This is a genomic window from Bacillus sp. FSL K6-0042 (assembly GCF_038006685.1).
Lineage (GTDB): Bacteria > Bacillota > Bacilli > Bacillales > Bacillaceae_G > Bacillus_A > Bacillus_A pseudomycoides.
Genome location: NZ_JBBOVS010000001.1, coordinates 4,073,208 through 4,097,462, shown reverse-complemented (window position 1 = coordinate 4,097,462; position 24,255 = coordinate 4,073,208). Strand labels below are relative to the sequence as shown.

Below are 24,255 nucleotides of genomic sequence, written 5' to 3'. Positions count from 1 at the left end.
TCTTCATTCACTTCATTATACAAAATTAAATTGAAATATTCAAAAAAACAAATCAATACCCTTGTGTTTGACGCTGATGATTGACTTCGTTTTTATCTAAATATGCTTTTTCAATTTCTTCTTGACCAAACTCAAGAGCTTGTCCTAAACGAAGGTAGCTTGTAAATAGTTCAATATAATTTGTAATAGACGGTTGGTCCGTAAAACGAATTACTTTCGCATACGTGTCTAAGAAAATTTCAACTTGTGTTTTGTTCGTTTGAGCACATTTATAAAATAGGAAGTTTTTATCAATTCCTAGGTCAATTCCAATCGATAAAATAAAGTGCAGACCATCTACATATTCTTCAAGTATAACTTCACGTTCAGCTGCTGGTTTTTTGCTCCAATATTTAAAACAACGTGTTTCATTTGCAAGTTCCCCAATTTCAACAAGGAGTGCTAGCATTTTTTCTTTTAATAATTTCTTCGGTTGTAAATCATGTTCTTTCACAATACGATCATCTAACTCTTTTTGTAATTTAAATAGCTGTAGTAAATCCATTCTATTCCTCCTCCAACATCGCATAAAAACAATGTTGTTTCATCTCATATTTATTGTAAGCTTTAAAAATCCTACCCTTTATTATCTAATTAGCTTCCTAGCCCCTTATAAAATAGCTTGTCCCTAAATCATCAATACGTTTCAGACATCATCTACATATGATGAAACTTCCATATCATCTTTCCATTATAGCAGTGTCGTTTCTACTAGGAAAGATGCCTTTAAACGACAGTAAAAAAGCCAGAGGAAATCCTCCGACTTTTTTACTGTATATTCTTCTATATTGTTATAGCTTTTATACTTATTTTGTCATATCAAGTACAACACGTCCATTAATCTTTCCTTCTTCCATTTCACTAAAAATCTCATTAATTTCATCAAGATGACGTGTTTCTATAATTGCTTTTACTTTTCCTTCTGCGGCAAATTGCAATGTTTCTTGTAAGTCTTTTCTTGTCCCTACGATAGAGCCAATAATTTTCACGCCATTTAAGACGGTATCGAAGATTGGTACTTCCATCATTTCTGGTGGTAACCCTACTGCTACACACGCGCCACCTCGTCTAATAGAACGGTACGCTTGATCAAATGCCGGTTTTGATACAGCTGTGCAAATAGATGCATGCACACCTTTTACTTTCTCGAATATCCACGCTACCGCATCTTCTTTAAGTGGATTCACGGCTAAATCTGCACCAAGTTCTTTGGCGAGCTCTAATTTATCATCTACAGTATCAACAGCAACAACATGTAATCCCATTGCTTTTGCATATTGAACAGCTAAATGCCCAAGGCCACCGATACCAAAAATCGCAACCCAATCGCCAGGTTTTGCTTCTGATACTTTTAATGCTTTATATGTTGTAACACCGGCACAAAATAGCGGTGCTGCATCAACGAATTCTAAGTTATCCGGTACTTTCACAACATAATCAGCTGCTGCAACGCAATACTCTGCATAACCACCATCAACTGAGTAACCTGCATTATGTTGATCTAAGCAAAGCGTTTCACGGCCAGATAAACAATATTCACAATGACCACACGCTGAATATAGCCATGGTACTCCAACCCGGTCACCAACTTTTACGTGAGTAACACCTTCCCCTACTTCTTCAATAACTCCAACACCTTCATGTCCTGGAATTAGTGGGAGTTTCGGTTTTACCGGCCAATCACCGTGCGCCGCATGTAAATCTGTATGGCAAACGCCGCATGCTTCAATATGTACAAGAACTTCACCAAGTCCAGCTTTTGGTTTTGGAACTTCTTTCACTTCTAACTTCTCTTTGAACTCATTTACAACTGCTGCTTTCATGTAAACGCCTCCTAGTTATAGATACAAAAAGTTCTTACAAGTTCATCTTAATATAATAGAAGAAACGAGAGGCAGTTGAATTATGACAATAATTTGCGAAATATATCACAAATTATTGAACGATTATATTAATTATAAAAGCAGCTCCAAACAATAAAAAAACCTCAGAAGAAAATTCTTCTAAGGTTTTTGAACAATTAGTTTAAGTTGTTTTTTGCAACTGTTGCTAATTCAGCGAAAGCTTTTTCGTCATGAACAGCTAAGTCAGCAAGCATCTTGCGGTTAACTTCGATACCAGCAACTTTTAAACCGTGCATTAAACGGCTGTAAGAAAGACCGTTAATACGAGCAGCTGCGTTGATACGAGTGATCCATAATTTACGGAAGTCACGTTTCTTTTGACGACGGTCACGGAATGCATATAGTAAAGATTTCATAACCTGTTGGTTAGCAACCTTAAATAATGTATTTTTAGAACCGTAGTAACCTTTTGCTAATTTTATAACTTTTTTACGACGTTGACGAGTAACTGTACCACCTTTTACTCTTGGCATAATATTACCTCCTATTTGTTCTATATATCAGCCGAACTTATTTTAAGTTGTCAAGCATTTGACGAATGCGTTTGAAGTCACCAGCGCTTACTACACCAGCTTTACGTAGTTTACGTTTAGCTTTCGTAGATTTGTTAGCGAATAAATGGCTTGTGTAAGCGTGTGAACGCTTAAGTTTACCAGATCCAGTCTTTTTGAAACGCTTTGCAGCGCCGCGATGAGTTTTTTGTTTAGGCATAGGTATTTCCTCCTCTATCTATTACTTATCGTTTTTCGGTGCTAAAACTAAGAACATACTACGTCCTTCCATTTTAGGCTTAGATTCGATTGTACTAACTTCAGCACAAGCTTCTGAGAAGCGATCTAAAACACGTTGACCGATTTCTTTATGAGTAATGGCACGTCCTTTAAAGCGAATTGACGCTTTAACCTTGTCGCCTTTCTCTAAAAACTTGATAGCATTACGAAGTTTTGTGTTAAAGTCGTGTTCATCAATTGTTGGACTTAAACGAACTTCTTTCATGCTAATTACTTTTTGATTTTTGCGCTGTTCTTTTTCTTTCTTTTGTTGCTCAAAGCGGAATTTACCGTAGTCCATAATGCGGCATACTGGCGGTTTCGCATTTGGAGCAACCAATACTAAATCAAGATTAAGATTTGCAGCTAAGTCTAAAGCGTCATTACGAGACTTGATGCCAAGTTGATCACCGTTCGCACCAACTAAACGTACTTCACGTGCACGAATTTGCTCGTTAATCATCATATCCTTGCTAATAGTAAGCCACCTCCAAGGTTTTCTTAGAATACGTTTGTAGTCATAGAACCCAAACAAAAAAGTGTGGGCATACGGACACCCACACTTGTACAATCTTAAGTAAGAAAGACATTTACCTGCTAACTGCGTATGCGTCAATCAGGTGAGAAGCGGGTGCTTCTACTTGTTCTACAAAACAATATTCTATTATCCTTGATGAGTTTACCATAGGATATAACGTCTGTCAAGAAGACGCATTTTACTAACAACAAGAAATATTGTAACAAACAACACGAATACATGCAATACTTTTTTATGATAAGTCTTGTTTGGTTATTATTTCTAATTTTTGTTCCCCTTATCCATAAAACAAAGGCGCGGCATGCCGCGCCTTTTCCTTAGCGTTTTCCTTCAACTTTAATCATATCAACAAACGCATCTAATGCGATTGTTTCTGATTTTTGTTCACCGTATTTACGTACGTTTACGCCGTTTTCAGCAACTTCATTGTCACCTACTACAAGCATATACGGAATTTTTTGCATTTGTGCTTCACGGATTTTATAACCGATTTTCTCTTCACGAGTATCCACTTCCACACGGATACCAGCACGTTGCAAGTCTTCCTGTACTTTCTTCGCGTAGTCTAAATGTACTTGCGGAGAAACTGGGATTACTTGTACTTGAACTGGCGCTAACCATGTTGGGAATGCACCTTTGTACTCTTCGATTAAGAAAGCAACGAAACGTTCCATAGTTGATACAACACCGCGGTGAATAACAACTGGACGATGAGGTTTACCATCTTCCCCAACGTAAGTTAATTCAAAGCGCTCCGGAAGTAAGAAGTCTAATTGTACAGTTGAAAGTGTTTCGTCTTTTCCAAGTGCAGTACGAACTTGAACGTCAAGTTTTGGACCGTAGAATGCAGCTTCACCTTCAGCTTCATAGTACTCAAGACCCATTTCATCCATAGCTTCTTTTAACATAGATTGTGCTTTTTCCCACATTTCATCGTCAGCATAATACTTTTTAGTATCTTCTGGATCACGATAAGATAAGCGGAATGAATAATTTTCTAAACCGAAGTCTTTATATACTTCTAAAGTTAAGTTTACAACGCGTTTTAATTCTTCTTTAATTTGATCTGGACGAACGAAAATGTGCGCATCATTTAAAGTCATTCCACGTACACGTTGTAATCCAGATAGTGCACCCGACATTTCATAGCGGTGCATTGTTCCAAGCTCTGCAATACGAATTGGTAATTCACGATAGCTGTGGATATCGTTTTTATACACCATCATATGGTGAGGGCAGTTCATTGGACGAAGTACTAATTCCTCATTATCCATTTCCATTGATGGGAACATGCCATCTCGGTAGTGATTCCAGTGACCAGAAGTTTCATAAAGCTCTCTGCTTCCTAATACTGGAGTATATACGTGGTCATATCCTAAGCTCGCTTCTTTATCAACAATGTAACGCTCAATAATACGACGGATTGTTGCACCTTTTGGTAACCAAAGCGGTAAACCTTGTCCTACTTTTTGGCTATTTGTAAATAATTTTAACTCTTTACCTAATTTACGGTGGTCACGCTCTTTCGCTTCTTCAAGCATACGTAAATGCTCATCTAATTCTGCTTTCTTCACGAATGCAGTACCATAAATACGCTGTAGCATTTTATTATTGCTATCGCCACGCCAGTAAGCACCTGCAACACTTAACAATTTAAACACTTTAATTTTCCCTGTAGATGGAAGGTGAACCCCACGGCAAAGGTCGTAGAATTCGCCTTGTTCATAAATTGAAATAACCGCATCTTCTGGAAGATCGTTAATCAATTCTAATTTTAGTTCATCGCCAATTTCTTCATAACGGCGAAGTGCTTCCGCACGTGGCACTTCATGACGAACGATTTCTAAATTCTCGTTCACAATCTTTTGCATCTCTTTTTCGATTTTTGGGAAGTCCTCAACTGTAATTGCTTCTTCCATATCGATATCGTAGTAGAAACCATTTTCGATTACTGGACCAATACCAAGTTTTACATCTTTATATAAGCGTTTTAACGCTTGTGCTAAAAGATGGGCTGTTGAGTGGCGTAAAATGTATAAGCCATCTTCAGAATCTAATGTAATGATTGAAACTGCACCATCTTCTTCAATTGGTGTACGAAGATCGATCATCTCATCATTTAATTTTCCAGCCACAGCTTTTTTCTTTAAGCCTGGGCTAATAGAAGCTGCGATTTCTTCAGTTGTTGTTCCTTTTGGAAACTCCTTCACAGCTCCATCAGGGAAAGTAATTTTAACTACATCTGCCATCACTGGTCACTCCTTTTTTTCTCAAAATAAAAAACACTCATCCCGTAAAAAGGGACGAGTGTTGAATTCGTGGTTCCACCCTTGTTCCAATTAACTAAACTGTCAATTGCTCAAGTTCAACATAACGGTGTTGGCCGTTAGCAATTACTAGAAAAAATGTTCACTGCTAAAGTTTAGAGGTGGTAAGTAATAAACCCGTACTAGGAAGCTCGCACCCTAAGGCTTCCCTCTCTGAAAATCGTAGTAAATCACTCATGTCCTCATCGTAACATTTCAATATATTTCATTTATGTAGGTAATTATATGCTCAAAAACTTAGAAAATCAAGGGCGTTCCCTTTATTTTTTAAATTTTTCACGTTGTGTTCAAATTCATGCAGTGCACATAACTGAACTCGTTCTTGAAATACATTTTGAAGGGTAACAATCATATTGTGATCTTGCTCTTTCGTGTACAAATAAATCATTCTCGGCGCAATAGAAAGAAGCGGTGCAATTACCTTCGTGTCAATATATACGCCCTGCTTATTTAGTAAATCCTCTTCTATATATTGAACCAATTTTTCTTGTTTTAAACGTATTCCCTTTTCATCATAAAAAATAAAACTTTCATCAAATACAAGATGTAGACACGGTAAACGTGATTTTCGGCTGCTCACTTGTTGCCTTAGCATTTCTACAAACATTTGATATTCTTGCTCCATTTTATATTCATCGATCGCCACTTCCGCAAGTCGGTGTACCATCTCCCTATATGCGCGGAGGCGAAAACGAATATAAGATGAAAAAGAAAAAGAAAGCGGGTCACAGAGCCATCCTTTTAAAGAAGACATAATACGGACTTCAATTTTATTACGTGTTAGATCACGGGCAATTCCTTTTCGTTTTCCATTTAAGATAGCATGTGCCATATGTAAAATTTGATGGCACTCTTCTTGTTCTTCATAAAAAAATTTCTCTTTTAAAATAGTACGAAGCCATTCGTTTTGTTTTATATTAACAATAAAATAAAGAAGTACTGGTGTTAAAACTTTCTCAATATAATTCGATTCGCATATTGGTATATGAATCGTTACCTTTTGTTCATATAAATAAACACTTGTTTCTTTATATAGCTTTTCCGTTCTCTTTATCAGTTGTTGATATACGTGCGCAGCATCATTTTTTTCTTCGAAGCAGATTTCAATCACTCTTGTCCCCCCTTTTATCCCGCTCTACGGAGTTACTTTCTCTCAAGCCCCCATAAGAGTCCAGTTCACGAAAGCTAGGCGCTAAGTAGCAATACCTTCTCCCGCTTCACTCTACAATCCTTGCTAATTTTATATATATTAAGGGACTAGAAAAAAAATGATACAAGCTCGTATGAAATTTCAAACATATACTGAAGAAACAAAAAAAGAGCAAGCAGTATGCTCACTCTTTACGTATGACGACGATTTTTCCCACCAATTGGAACTGGCTTTGCCAAATACTTAATACGCTCCATAATACGCGCCGCTTTCATTTCTTCTGCTTCTCCACGCTGTGTGTAGGTTAAATGATGTTCTAGCTGTTTAAAGTCAAAATTAGACGTAAAGAACGTCGGTAAGTTTTCAAGCATACGGAACTGCAGTATAGCACCAAGCACATCATCACGCACAAAGCTTGACATTGCTTCCGCCCCAATATCATCTAACATTAATACTTGTACACGCTTCACCGCATCAATCTTTTCACCTATCGTATTATTTTGCAGTGAGCTTTTAATTTCTCGTAAAAATTCTGGTAAGTATACGATCATTGAACTTATTTTTTTTAAGGCTAATTCATTCGCAATCGCTCCTAAGAGATACGTTTTCCCTACACCAAATTTACCGTAGAAATATAACGCTTGTACTTTTTTTCCAGGTTCGTATGCACTTAAAAATTCATTCGCTGCACGAATCGCCTCAATTCGCGGTTCTAAATCTGATGGATCTAAATTTTCCATAGAAGCCTGTAAAATATCACTTGGCATATAGACACTTTGAACTAACTTTTCATATTTCTTCCGCTCATCATAAGCCACTTTTCTTACGCAGCGATCATATTGAATATCAATCATCTTACCTTGAATAATCAGTTTCGGCTCATACCCTTGAATCATATTTTCACATGATTCTAAGTTTGGACAATCTGCACATCCAACACTTTGTCCAATGTATTCATACAGTTTCACAAGACTTCGCTCTATCATGGAAGTCGTCACTTCACCTTTATGTTCTTCTACAAACTCTTTCACACGCGGATGAGCCATAACTTCCGCTTTTAACACTTCATATCTATTTTTAAAATTCTCATTTTGCATTAACTTTGCAAATGAATTTTGAATATGCTCCATTCTTTCACCTCAAAGAGCGTTCATTCTCCTCTATCAATCACGCTTATATTTTTTTAACTCTGCTTCCAATTTCTTTCGTTCTTCTTCTAACTTGCTCGATTTTCCCGCCACATTCGTAAGTTCCTTAGGCTGTTCTTTTGGTTGTTCCTTGGATTGTTCTTTCAACCAATCGGGCACCATTTCTTTCCGCACTGTTTTCTTCGAAGTATGACCCTTTTTCTTCGTTTCAGCCCATTCTTGATATTGGCGATTCTCTTCTTTCGCCAATGCCATCGCTTCTGATACCGTACCTACTTTTTTTCGTGCCCAGTGCCCCGCAATTTTCTCAACATATGTTTTGGCAAGCTTCATATCCGAACGCAGCATTACATAATAAATAAGTACATTGACCACACCTGGCGTTAGTTTTTGGTTCATCATTACTTCTTCTACAATTTGCAAATCTGCTTTCGTTGCTTCTGCCCCGCCTGAAATTTCTTTTAACAATTGTTTTGGAGAAATTTCTTCTAGCTGTTTAATAAGCATCTCTTCTTGCGTAGACGGCTCTTTCTCTTTCATCGTACGTGCAGCATGAGGCTGTACTCGTTCACTTAACACTGGGAGCGCTTGACCATTTTCAAATTGATACCAATCACGCGCTCCTTTCCGAAGCCTTTCCATATCAATCGTTTGCAATTCTGTCATTGCACCAAGCACAATACTTTGCATCGACAGCACATCCACACCATACACGTAAGAGAGTGTAACAACACATTCACGCACTTGGTCCGTAATCGCTTTTCGCGGCACAAGAGTCGATAACCCTTCTACAAATAAAGAAAAATCAAAGAAATCGTTCCAAAGTTGTGGGGCAGTTCCTTTTTCATTGCCCGGCATAACTGCGCTACTTGGAATTCGAAGTTCCTCTTGCGCATGCTCAAATTGACCTGGATTAAAAGACCCAAATACATCATTAAAGGAATGTGTAACATTTTCATAAGAAGCAAAGTCAAACTCTTCTTCTAAAAAATATTGTTTAACTTGATTATATTTTGCACGGCTTAATCGATTATACAAAAAGATGCTCAGGACAATATCATCAAAAAATTGTTTTGGTGATAACGGCGGCTGCAATTCGTATATAAACATTCGAATATCTTTTTCTTTTTTAATATATACGTTTAAAAGCCCAATTGCTTCTAATTTCATCCGTTCTTCATATACTTCAGGAAGCTGCATTTGCATTGTCACCATAAGAGAGTGGTGTGTATTCTCTTTTCCAAATACACGATCCTGCTCTAGCTCTCCCCACAGCGTCATGTATAAGCTAAAAGCCTTGCTACCCACTAATGGTTGATATAACATCGTTAATACCTTCCGATCGTAACTATGCAGCAACCCTTTTGCACTTACTTTATAACGATCAATTGGCAATAGCTCCATCCATGACTGTTTTTCCATCCTTGCAATTCCTTTCTTTCTTCCATTCTACGTATATAATTCCTTAGTGAAAAAGAGCTAATAGCTTTCGCTTCTAGCTCTTTTTCACCACTATTTGCGGGCTCAAAGTTTCACTTTATTCTCGTTCTTTTTGCAGTATATCTTTTAATTCTTCAATAAATACATTTAAATCTTTAAATTGACGATATACGGAGGCAAATCGTACATAAGCAACATCATCAATATCTCGAAGTGCTTCCATTACGATTTCACCGATCATATCACTTTTCACTTCTGATATTCCTAAATTACGAAGTTCACGCTCCACATTTTGTGTTACTTCTTCTAATTGTTTTAACGATACAGGTCTTTTTTCACACGCTTTAATTAATCCACGTAAAATCTTTTCTTTATTAAACTCTTCTCGTGTTCCCTCTTTTTTTACAACAATAAGAGGTGGTTCTTCTACTCGTTCAAATGTCGTAAATCGATTTAAACAACTTTCACACTCTCTTCTTCTTCGAATAGAGCGTCCCTCATCTACCGGACGTGAATCCAATACTCTTGTACCATTATGAAAACAGGCTGGACAACGCAACTCATTCACTCCCTTGCAATTTAATCTTCAGTCTTTTTTACTTCATCTACATGTGAAAATATATATACAATATTATATAACCTATTTGTATTTGCTCACTACCTTATCCTACTATTTCACGTTCAATAATACGTTACTTTTAAAAAATTTACTTTATAGCAAGCATTCGTCAAAAACAGTCTACCATTTTACAATTTCAAATTTATATAAACTAAAAAGAGGTGCATTATACACCTCTTTACATTTTAAATCAATTATGTTCTTTTTTAAAGAGCTTTTGTTTCTCTATGCTTAATTTCGAAGCTACCTGTGCCTCGAGGAAGCTCGATGCTCTCTCGCGTTTTCGCATTTAAACCTTCTGCAATATACTCTGCAGCAACATTTGGATCAATACGATCCCCACAAGTATAAACATCAATACTTGCATAACCGTGCTCTGGAAAGCTATGAATTGTTAAATGTGATTCCGAAATGATTACAACTCCACTTACACCCTGCGGCGCAAACTTATGGAAAGCAACCTCACGTACTTCAGCACCTGCTCTTAGTGCTGCATCCACAAATAATTGTTCAATAAACGGCATATCATTCAGTTTGTCGAAATCGCAATCCCAAAGTTCAGCGATTACGTGACGACCCATCGTGTCCATAGTATCCATTCTACAGTTCCCCCTTGTAAATTTAATCTAACTGTTCGAATTGAAAACTAATTTGCAATTTGGCTTGCTCCACTACCACGGGGGAAAGTTAGTCCAGAGAGGTCCTAACCCTTTAAGTAGTGACTACGTACCTCAGCTCTTAAGTTTACGAGTGTTAGTATACTTTGTTTATTTTCATTTTGCAACAACAGTTTTTTCGATTTTTTGTCATATTCTCTTCTTTACTTTTCCCCAAAAAAATAATTGATTCACAAATGCAGTAATCACAATGGTTTTTTATATGTACCATTTATAAAAATATACTCATATAATTTTTTCCTTTTCAGAAAAAACATAAAAAAGAAGACACGCAATCGCTTGCCTCCTTTTTTATCATTTTTTATCATTAAATGTGTTGTACACTTTCTTGTTTTGCTAATTCGTTAACAACTAACTTCACAAGATCTACAACGCGACGAGAGTAACCCCACTCGTTATCATACCAAGCAAGTACTTTCACTTTACGTTCACCCATTACCATTGTAGATAAGCCATCAATGATAGCAGAATGTGTATTTGTATTAAAGTCGATAGAAACTAAAGGTTCTTCACTGAACTCAATAATCCCTTTCATTGCACCGTTTGCAACTGTTTTAAACGCTTCATTAATGTCTTCAACTGTTACATCACGTTTTACATCTACTACTAAGTCAACAAGAGACACGTTTGGTGTTGGAACGCGAAGTGCCATTCCGTGAAGTTTTCCATTTAAATGTGGAAGAACTTTCGCTAATGCTTTCGCAGCCCCTGTTGTTGTAGGAATAATAGACTGTCCACAAGCACGTGCTCTTCGTAAATCTTTATGTGGGTTATCAATATTTTTTTGGTCATTTGTATAAGCATGAACAGTTGTCATTAAACCGTTTTCAATTCCGAACTGCTCATCTAACACCTTAACAACAGGCGCTAAACAGTTTGTTGTACAAGATGCATTTGAAATAACAGTATGTTTTGTAATGTCTAATTGTTCTTCGTTCACACCAACTACAACTGTTACATCTTCATTTTTACCAGGTGCTGTTAAAATAACTTTTTTCGCTCCAGCTTCTACGTGAAGTATCGCTTTTTCTTTTTCATTAAATTTACCAGTTGCTTCGATTACAACTTCAACACCTAATTCTTTCCAAGGCAACTCTTTTGGATCGCGGTTGTTTAGAAGGCGAATCATTTTCCCATCCACTAATAAATGATCTTCAAATGCTTCCACTGTTCCGTCAAACTTGCCATGAACTGTATCATACTTGATTAAATGTGCTAATGTTTCTGATGGATAGCTTGCGTTGATTGCTACAATTTCGAATGCGCTTTCTTTTATTGCTTGACGAAATACCATTCTCCCAATACGTCCAAATCCATTAATTGCCACACGAATCATAATATGTTATCCCCCTTGAATGCGTTATACTATTTATCTCTAATCCCAATAATAGTATAACACAAAAAGAGGATATGTCACTAAACATTTTCACTAATTTCACAATTTTTTAGTTAATGATGTTCCACTCTTTTAAAATGCGATGTAATTGGGCTTTTGTCTCAGCAATTGTGCCATCATTATAAATAACTTTATCAGCTAATGTTATTTTCTCCGCTAAAGACATTTGGGAATCAATACGCGCTTTTGCTTCCTCTTCTATAAAGCCATTCCGCTTCATTAAACGTTCTAACTGCGTACTAGGTGCTACAGCTACAACTAAAATTTGATCAACAAGTGAAGTTAGCTTACTTTCAAATAAAAGCGGAATATCTAGTACAACCGCTTGCATGCCTTCCTTTATGTACATGTCCTTCTGCACATTCATTTCTTTGCGGACAGCTGGATGAACAATTTTATTTAAGCGCAATCGTTTTTCTTCATTATGAAATACAATACTCCCAAGCTTCGGACGATCAAGTTCGCCATCTGCTTGTAATATTTCTTCACCGAATACGTCTACAATTTCTTTATATGCTTCTTTACCTTGTTCTACAACTTCTCTTGCAATAATATCCGCGTCAATTACAGGTATGTGCAGCTCACAAAACATTTGTGAAACAGTACTTTTTCCGCTTGCAATACCTCCTGTTAAACCTATAACAATTGTCATTCTATTTCCTCCTCACAAATAGAAGCGTGAAACTTATGTTTCACGCTCCCACTTACATTTTCCAAATTCCAATAATAATAAGTAAAATCCCAGGTAGGAACGTAAATTTTTGTAACCATCGCATATTCGATAAAACCGTTCCTATCCTCATTCCGATAAATAAAAACAGAGAACTCATAACGGCAACTAACACTGCCATCATGGCGGGTGTATATCCTAGTAAGGATGCACCAATCCCTGCTCCAAACGAGTCTACTGAAAGAGCGATACCTAAAAGCAAGGCTTCTCCACCAGAAATCGTGCCTGATTTATCAAAATCGGCAACAGTCGGTTTCCGTAAAATTTGAATGACTAACCCAAGCGAAGCAATTTCTAACTTCCAAACTTTCTCTTCTTGCTGCGGTTCGTCTTTTTTATCACTCCGAAAAAACTGATACAACACCCACGCTCCAATAGCCACTAAAACGATTCCGCCAATGCGCGTTGCAATCACTGGAGAAAACACCTTAGCAATCATATGTCCAATTCCCATCGACACAAGCATAACAGCCGCTGAACACATTCCAATGATGAGTATCGATTTTAACGGAATCCGTACGCTCCGCAAACCATAAGTAAGCCCTACACTACAGCTATCCAAACTTAATGTAAAAGCTAATAAAATAAGAGAGAAATAATGATACATCGGTAAGCTCCTTCCCTATACATAGCTTTGCTGTATGTATATGACAAATGCCTATCCGATGTTATTAGAAAACAATATCTTTCTTAGCTTTTTGGCTGGCACATAGGACAATAATGCGTTCCTCGTCCACCAACAACTGTCTTTTCAATCACATTTCCACAAGTTACGCATGGTTCACCTTTTCTTCCATACACATTTAGAAGCTCTTGGAACGAGCCAATTTGTCCTTGCGAATTGATATACGTTCTGATTGTACTTCCACCGCGCTCAACAGCCTCCGCTAATGTTGCAACGGTCGCCGCATGAATCTTTTCTATTTCAGCTTTCGTTAAAGATGAAGCTTCTCGTTCCGGGTGAATCCCGGAACGGAATAAAACTTCATCTACATATATATTACCAAGCCCGACTAAAAGACGTTGATCGAGCAATACAACTTTTATTTTACGGTTTGTCTTTTGCAATCTTTCTTGCAAATACCCTACTGTCAGTTCAGCGTCAAATGGCTCCGGCCCTAAATCAGCAAGTGGCATTTGGTCAAATTCTTCACCTTTTTTAAAGAGATGCATCGTGCCGAACTTTCTTACATCTTTATAGTGTAACTCTGTACCATCTGTAAACTGGAAACGCACATGCGTATGTTTATCTACCGGCTCATCATCTTTATGAAGCAAATATTTCCCTTCCATACGCAAATGTGAAACAATAACATACTTTGTTACATATAGAAGTAGAAACTTACCTCTTCGCTCAATCCGTTCAATCTTTTCACCTCGTAACATTTCTTTAAAGAGCTCTGCGTCATCTGGTCGCTTTACTAATTTTGGATATGTTACGATCACATCTTGAATTGTTTTTCCCGTTACAAGGTTTTCAAGTGTCCTTCTAACATTTTCAACCTCTGGTAGTTCAGGCATTCAATCACTTCCTTATTTTGCGTCATACCAAGTTGGACCAGAAGAATAATCAACTTTTAGAGGAACAGCAAGTTCAATCGCATGCTCCATCACTTCAGGTACAAGCTTTTCTAATTTTTCTACTTCTTCTTTTGGCACTTCAAAGATCAATTCATCGTGCACTTGCAGAAGAAGACGCGCTTGTAAGCCTTCTTCTTCTAAGCGATCCGCCATAATAATCATCGCTTTTTTAATAATATCTGCCGCACTACCTTGAATTGGTGTATTCATCGCAGTACGCTCCGCAAAGCTGCGCAAATTAAAATTACGACTCGTAATTTCCGGAATATAACGGCGACGATTTAATAATGTAGAAACGTATCCTTTTTGCTTCGCTTCTTGTACAATCTCATCCATATATTCTTTTACACCAGGGAAGCTCGCGAAATACTTTTCAATAAATTCCCCTGCTGCTTTTCGTGTGATTCCTAAGTTTTGTGAAAGCCCATAGTCACTAATACCATAAACAATTCCGAAGTTAACCGCTTTTGCTTGACGTCTCATATTCGATGTTACTTCATCTTTTCCAACCCCAAACACGTCCATTGCAGTTTTCGTATGAATATCCATATCATGCTGGAACGCTTCTACTAACCCTTTGTCTTTTGCAATATGCGCCAAGACACGCAGTTCAATTTGTGAATAATCGGCTGCATACATAATCCAACCTTCTTTTGAAGGAATGAACGCCTGACGAATCTTTCTTCCTTCTTCTAAACGGATCGGGATATTTTGCAAGTTTGGTTCTGTAGAACTTAATCGGCCCGTTTGCGTTAACACTTGATTAAAACGAGTATGAATTTTAGATGAATCTTCATGAACAACTTTTAATAATCCTTCAATATATGTCGAATTTAATTTTCCTAATTGACGATAGTGTAAAATTTTAGGAATAATTTCATGATGCTCCATTAACTTGTCCAGCACATCAGCTGACGTAGAATATCCTGTTTTCGTCTTTTTAATAACCGGTAGATTTAAATTCTCAAATAGAACCACGCCGAGCTGCTTTGGAGAATTAATATTAAATTCCGTTCCTGCAAGCTCATAAATTTCTTGTTCCATTTCCTTAAGCCTTCCAGCAAGCTCATCTCCCATACTACGTAAGCGCTCTGTATCAACCGTAACACCTTTCACTTCCATTTCAGCTAACACACGAGCAAGCGGCATTTCAAGCTCAGTAAATAGTTCATATTGTTCATTTTTTTGTAGTTCTTCTACAAATGTTTTTTGCACATCGTATAATACATGTACTTTTCGAGCTACGTGCTCCGCAACTATATCTTGCGCAGGAACCGCACGTTTTGCACCTTTTCCATACACTTCTTCATCAGATTTAACAGCATGCGTTTCTTTCATTTTCGCTACAGCACGGAAATCTTTGTCTGTATCTGCTGGATCAAGTAAATAAGCGGCAATTAGTAAATCAAAGTCAATCCCTTGAATCTCTATACCTTTCCACTTAAGTGCAACAATGGCACGTTTCGCATCAAACGTATACTTTCTCATTTCATCATCTGCAAGCCACTTCTTAAAAGCTTCAGATTTTAGCGCAACATCGCTCGGAATGAAATAACAGCCATTTTCATTTTGAATACCGAACCCTTGAATGTCAGCTTTATGATAATTGTCTTCTTGTACTTCCACAATAATTGCACTATCTTGCTGCAGCATTTCCTCTGTCACTTCTTCTACAATATCAAATGAAATATCATCTAATTCAGCTGGAGCTGTTTCTTCAGGAGTCGCACCGAGCTTATTTAATAGCGAAGTAAATCCTAAATTCTCGAACATTGGAATGACGTCACTTGCTTCATATCCTTTATATTCGATATCATCTACATGCACTGTAATTGGTGCATCGGTAATAATTGTGGCAAGCTCTTTACTCATAAACGCTTGCTCTTTATTCATCTCTAGCTTTTCTTTTAATTTTTTTCCGCTCACCTTGTCTAAGTTCTCATATACTGCTTCTACTGTTTCAAATTGCGTTAACAATTTGATTGCTGTCTTCTCACCAACTCCCGGTACACCTGGGATGTTATCAGATTGATCTCCCATTAAACCTTTCATATCAATAATTTGCTTTGGTGATAAATTATATTTTTCGAATAACGCTTCTTTCGTATATTCATCTACTTCTGTAATCCCTTTACGCGGAATACATACAAGCGTGGTATCAGAAACAAGCTGCAGTAAATCTTTATCTCCAGAAATAACTTTTACGTGAGCACCTTGTTCGTTCGCTTCTTTCGCTAGTGTGCCCATAATGTCATCTGCTTCATAGTTCTCTAACTCATAGCGTGGTACGTGAAACGCATCTAACAGTTCACGAATAAATGGGAATTGCTCTGATAGCTCAGGTGGCGTTTTTTGACGACCTCCTTTATATTCGCTAAATGTTTTGTGACGAAATGTTGTTTTACCCGCATCAAACGCAACCAGCATATGCGTTGGTTTTTCTTCTTCTAATATTCTCATTAACATCATCGTAAAACCATAAATTGCGTTCGTATGTATACCTTTGTCGTTATTTAAAAGCGGCAGTGCAAAGAAAGCACGATACGCGATATTATTTCCATCGACTAATACGACCTTTTTTTCCAAATTAGAAACCTCCCCATACAAATTTAAAACGATTTATATATAAATCCAAATTGAAAAACCGACATAAACCCTTTCTTTTTAGGAGGTGGAGAACACCCAGCCATGCATAGAAGCGGTCACCCCATGCCAAGTTAAAACAAAAAGAGAAAACGAGCGCAGGTCACCTTTTGTTCTTCATAGCAGTGACTTATATATTGAAAAATCAAAATGGATTTATATAGAAAGAAAAAACCGTCTTTTCCTTCTCTCTATATTAACACGACTAAGAGAGAGAAGAAAAATAACGGTTTTTCCTACTACATATATTTAATGTAAAATGGAGATGCTGTCACAATATCTCATGAATTAAAATAACCTTATCGTATTGATATAACACTTTGATATAAGTTACATAGAGATATTTCAAAAACAAAGATATTATAGTTTCACAAAAAGGGAAGTGACGAGAATAGAGCACCTATTCTCGTCCAAAATTACTCCTTGGATGAAGGGGTTTTCATGTATTATATTAACAGGACTTTATTAATATTTAATGAAGCTATTGTTAATATAATGTAAATATATCCCGTTCAAACGTTTACTATATAAATCCAAATTAAGAAACCGACATAAACCCTTTCTTTTTAGGCGAGAGAGAGCATCCGGCCATGCATAGAAACGGTCAGACCCTCTTCCTGCTCCATGCCAAGTTAAAGCAGAGAGAAAAAACGAGTGTAGGTCACCTTTTTCATATCAACGACTTATATATCGAAAAATCAAAATGGATTTATATAGCTCTCATCCAATAAAGTGAAACTTTAATCAGTGGTTTTTTCCATACCCACTGATTATTAGCCCTCACCAATCGGACTTTTACGGACAGCCCGACCCCCACCTAACTTCTTTTCCTTTGCTGAATTTTCAGGTGGGGGTCTTACTGCCCGCGAATAGTGGGATAAAGGTTTCACATTACCATTACTTCTCCAAATCCGATTTCGGTAAAGCAACTGTAAATGTTGTTCCTTCTCCTACTTCACTCTCTACAGTAACTGTCCCATGATGCGCTTCTACTAAATGTTTTACAATCGATAACCCAAGGCCTGTACCGCCTGTATTTCGACTTCTCGCTTTATCTACGCGATAAAAACGTTCAAAAATACGTGGGATTTCTTCTTTACTAATTCCGATCCCTGTATCAGATACTTTTATATAGGCGTTATGTTCATCTTCTAACAACTTTACAGAAACTGTACCGCCAGCTGGTGTGTATACAATTGCATTATTAACTAAATTGATAAAGATTTGTTTTAATCGACTTGGATCCCCTATCACTGAAGCACGTCTCAATACATCAACTTGTAAGGAAATTTCTTTATCTTGTGATTTATTCTCTAGCACCATTTTGATTTCTTCAAGCAATTCCTTCATCTCAACAGTACCCATATTTAACTTAAATCCTTGTTGTTCAATCTTTGATAGATCCAATAAGTCTTCGATTAAGCCTTGCATACGCTCGCTTTCCTTTAAAATAATGTTCAGGAAATGCTCGCAAAACTGCTGATTTTCCATCGCACCATCAAGCAACGTTTCAGAAAACCCTTTAATAGAAGTAATTGGCGTCTTTAGTTCATGTGAAACGTTCGCTAAAAAGTCTTTTCGCATTTGCTCTAGTTTCTTTAGCTCTGTTATATCGTGGAATACGAGAACAATCCCTTTCCATTCATGATTTGTCCCAATAATTGGTGCGCCATATACTTCAAAGTGCTTTCTTTCAATACCAAGTGGCAGCAACATTTGCTTTCGCACTTTCACTTCTGTCATAAAAATTTCTTCCACAAGTTCAATGATTTCTGCATGAAAAAACGCTTCATAATACAAACGATCTAAATACTCTTCATCCGTTACATGAAATATTTCTTTATACGAACGGTTTACAAGACTTATATAACCGCGGCTATCAATTAAGATCATACCGCTTCCCATATTTTCAATCAGTGTATGTAAACGATCTTGTTGCATTTCTTGCTCTAGCGTCATTTCTTGTAAATTACGCGCTAAAATATTGATCGCCTTACTTAACATCCCCGTTTCATCTGAATGACTTTCATAAGCACGTGCCTTATAATTCCCCTTCGCTAATTCAATCGCTACTTTCGTAACAGACTCTATTGGACGAATATATTGACCTGTAATTTTCACACCAAGAAAAACAACAACAAGACAAGCAATCACAAACCCTACAATGAGTAATCCCCACGTTTTTTGATGAACATCTTTCAAAGGAGCAATTGTACTTTTTATAATGATGTACCCTTGCTTCCCCTCTGCATCTTGAACAAACACCGCATGATGGAATACATTTTTATCATCTGTTTCCTTCGTAATCACTCTATTTTTTTGTTTTGCTGTTTCAGAGGAAAGTTCCTCAATTGTCGCTTGGTCGAATATAGGTTGCTTACCTTTACTATATTTGACTTTCTTCTCTTCATCAGTAAATATAACCGAAACCGGCACTTGTTCTTCTAATTTTTCAAATACGTTTGGCGCTTTTAGAACATGATCAATACCTTCTGCCTCTACTAATGAAGCAACATATCTTGCCTCTTTTACCGTTCTGTCTTTCGCATGATCGATGTAGTAATTCTCAAACACCGTTTCCAAAAGTACTCCTAGTCCAACTAAAATAAGAATAATAAGAGAAACAAATGTAAAGAGAAGCCTCGAGCGAAATTTATTCATCCCCCTTTGGCTCCTCTAATTTATAACCTAATCCACGAATTGTTTTAATGTACGCTGGTTTTTTCGTATTCTTTTCAATTTTATCCCGCAAATGACTAATATGAACATCGACGATTCTTGTATCGCCGGCAAAATCATAATTCCATACAGCACTTAGTAACTGATCACGTGTTAATACACGACCCTTATTCCTTGCTAAATATACAAGTAACTCAAATTCTTTTGGCGTTAGTTCTAGCTTTTCTCCTTGGAAATACGCCTCATAAAATTCAGGTAAAATTCTTAAATCAAAGATATTGATACTATTTTCATCCTGTACTTCTGAAACTGGTTCATCTTGCAATTTCGTACGACGTAAAATCGCCTTCACACGTGCAACAACTTCCCTTGGGCTAAATGGCTTTGTCATATAATCATCTGCCCCAAGCTCAAGACCTAACACTTTATCAAACTCATCATCTTTCGCTGTTAGCATTAAAATAGGTGTCATAATACGCTGCAAACGCAATTCTTTACACACTTCCATACCATCCATTTTTGGAAGCATTAAATCTAATATAATCAGATCTGGACGTTCCGTTGTTGCTTTATGAAGCGCAACTTCACCATCCATCGCTGTTATCACTTCAAATCCTGCTTGCTGCAAATTGAATTCAATTAAAGTTAAAATAAACTCCTCATCATCAACAACTAAAATTCGATTGCTCATTCTCTTCCTCCAAGTTATAGACTTGAAACCTTCTTCATCCTAGTATTTCCCCACTATTCCCATCATACTAGAAAACAATTCTCCTCTCAATAGAATTGTCCATTCACTAAGTTTGATTGTGCTATAGTTATATAGGAAAATATATCTAATAGAAAGCGATGGTACATATTCATGTTTAAAGCAGCTGTTATTTTCATTCTTGCCGGACTAGCTGAAATTGGTGGTGGATATCTCATCTGGAAATGGATACGGGAAGGTGGTTCCATCTGGTTCGGTCTAATGGGAGGAATCATTTTATGTTTATATGGTGTAATTGCCACATTCCAAGTATTTTCTAGCTTCGGACGTGTATACGCAGCTTATGGCGGTGTATTTATTCTCATGAGTTTATTATGGGGATGGATGGTTGATAAGAAAACACCTGATTTGTTCGATTGGGCTGGTGCAGCTGTTTGCCTTGTCGGTGTGTTTATTATTCTTTGGCCACGTGGCTAAAAACAGGTACCCATTTAACTTATATCTCCTTAAAATGTAATAATCAATATAATTAAATTTTAATATAAAGATTAAACTGTTAAGGAGCGGATTCAAAATGAATCGTAAAAATTGGGTATTATCTGGCTTCGCTTTATTATTTATAGTTGGTTTTACTGCCGGCTTTTCAAACTGGGAAACATTACAAACTGACATCTCTGATTTCTCAGAAGGGTTTGCAGAAGGTTTTTTCAGTTAAGTTATACTTACATTCGATCCTATAAAGTGAAACTTTAATCAGTGGGGTTTTTTTTCATCCCCCACTGATTATTAGTTGAACGAATCGGGCTTTTACGGACAGTTCATCTCCCACCTAACTTCTTTGCTTTCGCTGAATTTTGAGGTGGGAGTGTTACTGTCCGTTAATGCGGGATAAAAAAATAGTGCTAACCTAGCATATAATAGGTTAGCACTATTTTTCATTACACTCTTACTAACTCATTATTAAAAATTATCCAACGCTTTTTCTAAAATAGAAGCTGATTTGTAAGGCGGCGCTACTGTTAGTACACCTTTCACAACCACTTCTTCTTTTTCATCATAAGCGAATACACGCATATCAATCGTATGCTCTTCCCCCGCAACTGCTACAACTTCAAAATGAATTTGCAAAGTTTCATAATGATGTACAGGCTTCACAAAAGTCAGGTCCTTCCTAACAACATGACTGCCTGGACCTGGTAAATATTTCGTAACTGCCGTTGTAATCATACCCGTTAACATAATGCTTGGTACAATTGGTTTTTCATACGGAGTTTGGGATGCGTAATCATGCTGAATATATAATGGATTTGAATCATTTGTTAATCCTAAATACAATAACAGATCTTTATCCTCAATTTTTTCAGTGATAGATAACTTTTCTCCTACTGTAATCTCATCCATTCGACGACCAATTTGAATTTTTTTCTTTAACATGTTACAATCCCCCTCCAATTTTTATTTTATTATCCTACCAAAAGCAATATATTATCCGAAGCGCTACTATAATGAGGGCAATGTATATTATAAGTCTATGTTCCCATTGTAGGACACAATTAATGATAGCGTTTTCATATTATTTTAAAAAAATAATCCTCTAAATAGTAGAAAAAGATTCGGGGCCCCGAATCTTTTTCTAACATATATTTTGTATTAAACAAGAACTTTCATAACGTTACGTACAGATTCTACTGAACGATCTAACGCTTCTTTTTCTTCTTCACGAAGTTCTAATTCAATAATTTTTTCAATTCCGTTACCACCTAGAATTACTGGTACACCTAGGTAAAGGTCGCTATAGCCATATTCACCTTCAAGGTATGCGATAGCTGGTAATACACGGCGTTGATCTTTTAAAATCGCTTCAGTCATTTCAACTAAAGAAGCAGCTGGCGCGTAGTATGCACTACCGTTTCCTAGTAAACTTACAATTTCGCCGCCGCCTTTACGCGTACGTTCTATGATTGCTTCTAAGCGTTCTGCAGGAATTAATGTTTCTAATGGAATACCGCCTGCGTAAGAATAACGTACAAGAGGCACCATGTCATCACCGTGGCCACCAAGAACGAATCCTGTAATGTCTTTAACAGAAAGATTTAATTCTTGTGCGATGAATGTACGGAAACGAGCTGTATCTAATACACCAGATTGACCGATAACACGCTCTTTCGGGAATCCAGCTTCTTTAAATACAGAATATGTCATTGCATCAACTGGATTTGTTAACACAACAATAATTGCGTTTGGTGAATGTTTTGCGATATCTTTCGTAATACTTTTCATAATTTTAGAGTTTGTTGCTACTAAATCATCACGGCTCATACCTGGTTTACGTGCAATTCCTGCTGTAATAACAACAACGTCAGAATCAGCAGTATCTACGTAATCAGATGTGCCGATAATGTTAGCATCAAAACCTTGTACAGGGCTTGCTTCTAACATATCTAACGCTTTCCCTTTTGTTGGATTCTCCAGTTGTGGAATGTCCACTAATACAACATCTGCAAGCTCTTTTTGAGCTAATAAAAACGCTGTTGTTGCTCCGGTAAATCCTGCACCGATGACTGATACTTTTTTGCGTTTGATTGTCATACTTTCTCCCCCACTCTGAATTATGCGTTTTTGATTACTGCTAAGTCCATATTGTTAATAAGGGCATCAGCAAATTCGGAACATTTCACTTCAGTTGCGCCATCCATAAGACGTGCGAAGTCATATGTTACCACTTTTGAAGCAATTGTTTTTTCTACTGAAGCAGTTACTAATTTCGCAGCTTCATTCCATCCTAAATGCTCTAATAATAATACTCCTGAAAGAAGAACAGAAGATGGATTCACTTTATCTAAACCTGCATATTTTGGAGCTGTACCATGTGTCGCTTCAAAAATAGCATGTCCAGTAACATAGTTAATGTTTGCACCAGGTGCAATACCAATGCCACCTACTTGTGCTGCAAGTGCATCAGAAATATAATCGCCATTTAAGTTCATTGTTGCAACAACATCAAACTCACGCGGACGTGTTAAAATTTGTTGTAAGAAGATATCCGCAATAGAATCTTTAACAATGATTTTACCAGCTGCTTCAGCCTCTGTCATCGCTTTATTCGCTGCATCTTTACCATCTTTTTCAACAATACGGTCATATTCAGCCCAAGTGAATACTTTATCGCCGAATTCTTGTTCCGCAACTTCATAACCCCAGTTTTTGAAAGCACCTTCTGTAAATTTCATAATGTTTCCTTTATGAACTAATGTAACAGAAGAGCGTTTTTCGTTAATTGCATATTGAATTGCAGCACGAACAAGACGCTTTGTTCCTTCTTCTGAAATTGGTTTAATACCAATTCCTGATGTTTCTGGGAAGCGAATTTTGTTTACACCCATTGTTTCTTTTAAGAACTCAAGCACTTTTTGTGCTTCTGGAGATCCTTGTGCATATTCAATACCAGCATAAATGTCTTCTGTATTTTCACGGAAAATCACCATATCAGTATCTTCCGGACGTTTTACAGGTGAAGGAACACCTTCAAAATAACGAACTGGACGTAAACATACATATAAGTCTAACTCTTGACGAAGCGCTACGTTTAGAGAACGAATGCCGCCACCAACAGGCGTTGTAAGTGGGCCTTTAATCGCGATTAAATATTCGCGAATTTCATTTAACGTCTCTTCTGGTAACCATTCGCCTGTTTGGTTGAATGCTTTTTCCCCTGCAAGCACTTCTTTCCAAACGATTTTCTTCTCACCATCATAAGCTTTTTCAACAGCTGCTTCTAATACACGAGATGCTGCCGCCCAAATATCTGGTCCAATTCCATCACCTTCAATAAAAGGAATAATTGGATTGTTTGGTACATTCATAACACCATTCGTTACAGTAATTTTTTCTCCTGTCGTCACTGT

The 24,255-nt window shown here is 37.0% G+C and carries 23 protein-coding genes and 2 other annotated features; of the genes, 2 read left to right on the top strand and 21 right to left on the bottom strand.

Features of this window, described 5'->3' with window-relative positions:
• Positions 1–52 precede the first annotated feature (52 nt).
• The 18 genes from MHH45_RS21055 to MHH45_RS20970 form a co-directional block, all read right to left on the bottom strand.
• Positions 53–544 carry a dUTP diphosphatase gene (locus tag MHH45_RS21055; protein WP_003200923.1) on the bottom strand — a complete coding sequence of 164 codons (492 nt, stop codon included), beginning with the start codon at positions 542–544 and terminating at the stop codon, positions 53–55.
• 301 nt (positions 545–845) lie between these two features.
• The gene (gene adhP / locus MHH45_RS21050) at positions 846–1,862 is read right to left on the bottom strand and encodes an alcohol dehydrogenase AdhP (protein WP_016116572.1); all 1,017 of its coding nucleotides are present in this window, start codon (positions 1,860–1,862) and stop codon (positions 846–848) included.
• Positions 1,863–2,059: 197 nt separating this feature from the next.
• Positions 2,060–2,416: a 50S ribosomal protein L20 gene (rplT, locus tag MHH45_RS21045; RefSeq protein WP_003201011.1), complete on the bottom strand. Its 357-nt coding sequence runs from the start codon at positions 2,414–2,416 to the stop codon at positions 2,060–2,062.
• A 37-nt stretch (positions 2,417–2,453) separates the two neighbouring features.
• Positions 2,454–2,654 carry a 50S ribosomal protein L35 gene (gene rpmI / locus MHH45_RS21040; RefSeq protein WP_001125945.1) on the bottom strand — a complete coding sequence of 67 codons (201 nt, stop codon included), beginning with the start codon at positions 2,652–2,654 and terminating at the stop codon, positions 2,454–2,456.
• Positions 2,655–2,675: 21 nt separating this feature from the next.
• Complete coding sequence (gene infC, locus MHH45_RS21035) at positions 2,676–3,179, bottom strand: translation initiation factor IF-3 (protein ID WP_000973214.1); 504 nt, start codon at positions 3,177–3,179, stop codon at positions 2,676–2,678.
• A gap of 61 nt (positions 3,180–3,240) precedes the next feature.
• Positions 3,241–3,362: a sequence feature (ribosomal protein L20 leader region), on the bottom strand.
• Positions 3,363–3,568: 206 nt separating this feature from the next.
• Positions 3,569–5,500 carry a threonine--tRNA ligase gene (gene thrS, locus MHH45_RS21030; protein ID WP_016116573.1) on the bottom strand — a complete coding sequence of 644 codons (1,932 nt, stop codon included), beginning with the start codon at positions 5,498–5,500 and terminating at the stop codon, positions 3,569–3,571.
• A gap of 47 nt (positions 5,501–5,547) precedes the next feature.
• Positions 5,548–5,776 (bottom strand) — a binding site (T-box leader).
• Positions 5,777–5,807: 31 nt separating this feature from the next.
• Positions 5,808–6,689, bottom strand: coding sequence for a putative sporulation protein YtxC (ytxC, locus tag MHH45_RS21025; protein WP_016116574.1), 882 nt, complete (start codon positions 6,687–6,689; stop codon positions 5,808–5,810).
• A 230-nt stretch (positions 6,690–6,919) separates the two neighbouring features.
• Positions 6,920–7,858 carry a primosomal protein DnaI gene (gene dnaI / locus MHH45_RS21020; RefSeq protein ID WP_016116575.1) on the bottom strand — a complete coding sequence of 313 codons (939 nt, stop codon included), beginning with the start codon at positions 7,856–7,858 and terminating at the stop codon, positions 6,920–6,922.
• Between the two features lie 33 nt (positions 7,859–7,891).
• The gene (locus MHH45_RS21015) at positions 7,892–9,298 is read right to left on the bottom strand and encodes a replication initiation and membrane attachment family protein (RefSeq protein ID WP_016132096.1); all 1,407 of its coding nucleotides are present in this window, start codon (positions 9,296–9,298) and stop codon (positions 7,892–7,894) included.
• 115 nt (positions 9,299–9,413) lie between these two features.
• The gene (gene nrdR, locus MHH45_RS21010; RefSeq protein ID WP_016116577.1) at positions 9,414–9,875 is read right to left on the bottom strand and encodes a transcriptional regulator NrdR; all 462 of its coding nucleotides are present in this window, start codon (positions 9,873–9,875) and stop codon (positions 9,414–9,416) included.
• A gap of 266 nt (positions 9,876–10,141) precedes the next feature.
• A complete protein-coding gene (speD, locus tag MHH45_RS21005; RefSeq protein ID WP_006096185.1) occupies positions 10,142–10,525 on the bottom strand; it encodes an adenosylmethionine decarboxylase in 384 nt (127 codons plus the stop codon).
• Between the two features lie 394 nt (positions 10,526–10,919).
• Entirely contained in the window at positions 10,920–11,948 is a 1,029-nt protein-coding gene (locus tag MHH45_RS21000) for a glyceraldehyde-3-phosphate dehydrogenase (protein WP_016116578.1), read from the bottom strand.
• A 109-nt stretch (positions 11,949–12,057) separates the two neighbouring features.
• A complete protein-coding gene (gene coaE / locus MHH45_RS20995; RefSeq protein ID WP_016116579.1) occupies positions 12,058–12,660 on the bottom strand; it encodes a dephospho-CoA kinase in 603 nt (200 codons plus the stop codon).
• Between the two features lie 52 nt (positions 12,661–12,712).
• Positions 12,713–13,345, bottom strand: a complete 633-nt coding sequence (gene ytaF / locus MHH45_RS20990; RefSeq protein ID WP_016116580.1) for a sporulation membrane protein YtaF — start codon at positions 13,343–13,345, stop codon at positions 12,713–12,715.
• An 83-nt stretch (positions 13,346–13,428) separates the two neighbouring features.
• Positions 13,429–14,259, bottom strand: a complete 831-nt coding sequence (gene mutM / locus MHH45_RS20985; protein ID WP_003200990.1) for a DNA-formamidopyrimidine glycosylase — start codon at positions 14,257–14,259, stop codon at positions 13,429–13,431.
• Positions 14,260–14,271: 12 nt separating this feature from the next.
• Entirely contained in the window at positions 14,272–16,905 is a 2,634-nt protein-coding gene (polA, locus tag MHH45_RS20980; RefSeq protein ID WP_016116581.1) for a DNA polymerase I, read from the bottom strand.
• Between the two features lie 954 nt (positions 16,906–17,859).
• Positions 17,860–19,623: a two-component system histidine kinase PnpS gene (gene pnpS, locus MHH45_RS20975; protein WP_016116582.1), complete on the bottom strand. Its 1,764-nt coding sequence runs from the start codon at positions 19,621–19,623 to the stop codon at positions 17,860–17,862.
• The gene (locus MHH45_RS20970) at positions 19,616–20,332 is read right to left on the bottom strand and encodes a response regulator transcription factor (protein ID WP_016116583.1); all 717 of its coding nucleotides are present in this window, start codon (positions 20,330–20,332) and stop codon (positions 19,616–19,618) included. Before MHH45_RS20970 ends, pnpS begins: the two co-directional genes overlap by 8 nt.
• A gap of 171 nt (positions 20,333–20,503) precedes the next feature.
• Here MHH45_RS20970 and MHH45_RS20965 point away from each other — a divergent pair, with 171 nt between their 5' ends.
• Both MHH45_RS20965 and MHH45_RS20960 read left to right on the top strand, forming a co-directional pair.
• Entirely contained in the window at positions 20,504–20,827 is a 324-nt protein-coding gene (locus MHH45_RS20965) for a YnfA family protein (RefSeq protein WP_003200983.1), read from the top strand.
• 97 nt (positions 20,828–20,924) lie between these two features.
• Positions 20,925–21,065: a hypothetical protein gene (locus MHH45_RS20960; RefSeq protein ID WP_170927927.1), complete on the top strand. Its 141-nt coding sequence runs from the start codon at positions 20,925–20,927 to the stop codon at positions 21,063–21,065.
• A 245-nt stretch (positions 21,066–21,310) separates the two neighbouring features.
• On the opposite strand, the gene MHH45_RS20955 is transcribed toward MHH45_RS20960, so the two are convergent.
• The 3 genes from MHH45_RS20955 to icd form a co-directional block, all read right to left on the bottom strand.
• A complete protein-coding gene (locus tag MHH45_RS20955) occupies positions 21,311–21,784 on the bottom strand; it encodes a MaoC/PaaZ C-terminal domain-containing protein (RefSeq protein ID WP_006096177.1) in 474 nt (157 codons plus the stop codon).
• A 216-nt stretch (positions 21,785–22,000) separates the two neighbouring features.
• Positions 22,001–22,939, bottom strand: coding sequence for a malate dehydrogenase (mdh, locus tag MHH45_RS20950; protein ID WP_016116586.1), 939 nt, complete (start codon positions 22,937–22,939; stop codon positions 22,001–22,003).
• Between the two features lie 20 nt (positions 22,940–22,959).
• Positions 22,960–24,252 carry an NADP-dependent isocitrate dehydrogenase gene (gene icd / locus MHH45_RS20945; protein ID WP_016116587.1) on the bottom strand — a complete coding sequence of 431 codons (1,293 nt, stop codon included), beginning with the start codon at positions 24,250–24,252 and terminating at the stop codon, positions 22,960–22,962.
• Positions 24,253–24,255 lie beyond the last annotated feature (3 nt).

Excerpts from the sequence above, each read along its gene's own strand:
- MHH45_RS21055 (WP_003200923.1), bottom strand. The coding sequence starts at position 544 with ATGGATTTACTACAGCTATTTAAATTACAAAAAGAGTTAGATGATCGT.
- adhP (WP_016116572.1), bottom strand. The coding sequence starts at position 1,862 with ATGAAAGCAGCAGTTGTAAATGAGTTCAAAGAGAAGTTAGAAGTGAAA.
- rplT (WP_003201011.1), bottom strand. The coding sequence starts at position 2,416 with ATGCCAAGAGTAAAAGGTGGTACAGTTACTCGTCAACGTCGTAAAAAA.
- rpmI (WP_001125945.1), bottom strand. The coding sequence starts at position 2,654 with ATGCCTAAACAAAAAACTCATCGCGGCGCTGCAAAGCGTTTCAAAAAG.
- infC (WP_000973214.1), bottom strand. The coding sequence starts at position 3,179 with ATGATGATTAACGAGCAAATTCGTGCACGTGAAGTACGTTTAGTTGGT.
- thrS (WP_016116573.1), bottom strand. The coding sequence starts at position 5,500 with ATGGCAGATGTAGTTAAAATTACTTTCCCTGATGGAGCTGTGAAGGAG.
- dnaI (WP_016116575.1), bottom strand. The coding sequence starts at position 7,858 with ATGGAGCATATTCAAAATTCATTTGCAAAGTTAATGCAAAATGAGAAT.
- MHH45_RS21015 (WP_016132096.1), bottom strand. The coding sequence starts at position 9,298 with ATGGAAAAACAGTCATGGATGGAGCTATTGCCAATTGATCGTTATAAA.
- speD (WP_006096185.1), bottom strand. The coding sequence starts at position 10,525 with ATGGACACGATGGGTCGTCACGTAATCGCTGAACTTTGGGATTGCGAT.
- MHH45_RS21000 (WP_016116578.1), bottom strand. The coding sequence starts at position 11,948 with ATGATTCGTGTGGCAATTAATGGATTTGGACGTATTGGGAGAATGGTA.
- coaE (WP_016116579.1), bottom strand. The coding sequence starts at position 12,660 with ATGACAATTGTTATAGGTTTAACAGGAGGTATTGCAAGCGGAAAAAGT.
- ytaF (WP_016116580.1), bottom strand. The coding sequence starts at position 13,345 with ATGTATCATTATTTCTCTCTTATTTTATTAGCTTTTACATTAAGTTTG.
- mutM (WP_003200990.1), bottom strand. The coding sequence starts at position 14,259 with ATGCCTGAACTACCAGAGGTTGAAAATGTTAGAAGGACACTTGAAAAC.
- pnpS (WP_016116582.1), bottom strand. The coding sequence starts at position 19,623 with ATGAATAAATTTCGCTCGAGGCTTCTCTTTACATTTGTTTCTCTTATT.
- MHH45_RS20970 (WP_016116583.1), bottom strand. The coding sequence starts at position 20,332 with ATGAGCAATCGAATTTTAGTTGTTGATGATGAGGAGTTTATTTTAACT.
- MHH45_RS20965 (WP_003200983.1), top strand. The coding sequence starts at position 20,504 with ATGTTTAAAGCAGCTGTTATTTTCATTCTTGCCGGACTAGCTGAAATT.
- MHH45_RS20960 (WP_170927927.1), top strand. The coding sequence starts at position 20,925 with ATGAATCGTAAAAATTGGGTATTATCTGGCTTCGCTTTATTATTTATA.
- MHH45_RS20955 (WP_006096177.1), bottom strand. The coding sequence starts at position 21,784 with ATGTTAAAGAAAAAAATTCAAATTGGTCGTCGAATGGATGAGATTACA.
- mdh (WP_016116586.1), bottom strand. The coding sequence starts at position 22,939 with ATGACAATCAAACGCAAAAAAGTATCAGTCATCGGTGCAGGATTTACC.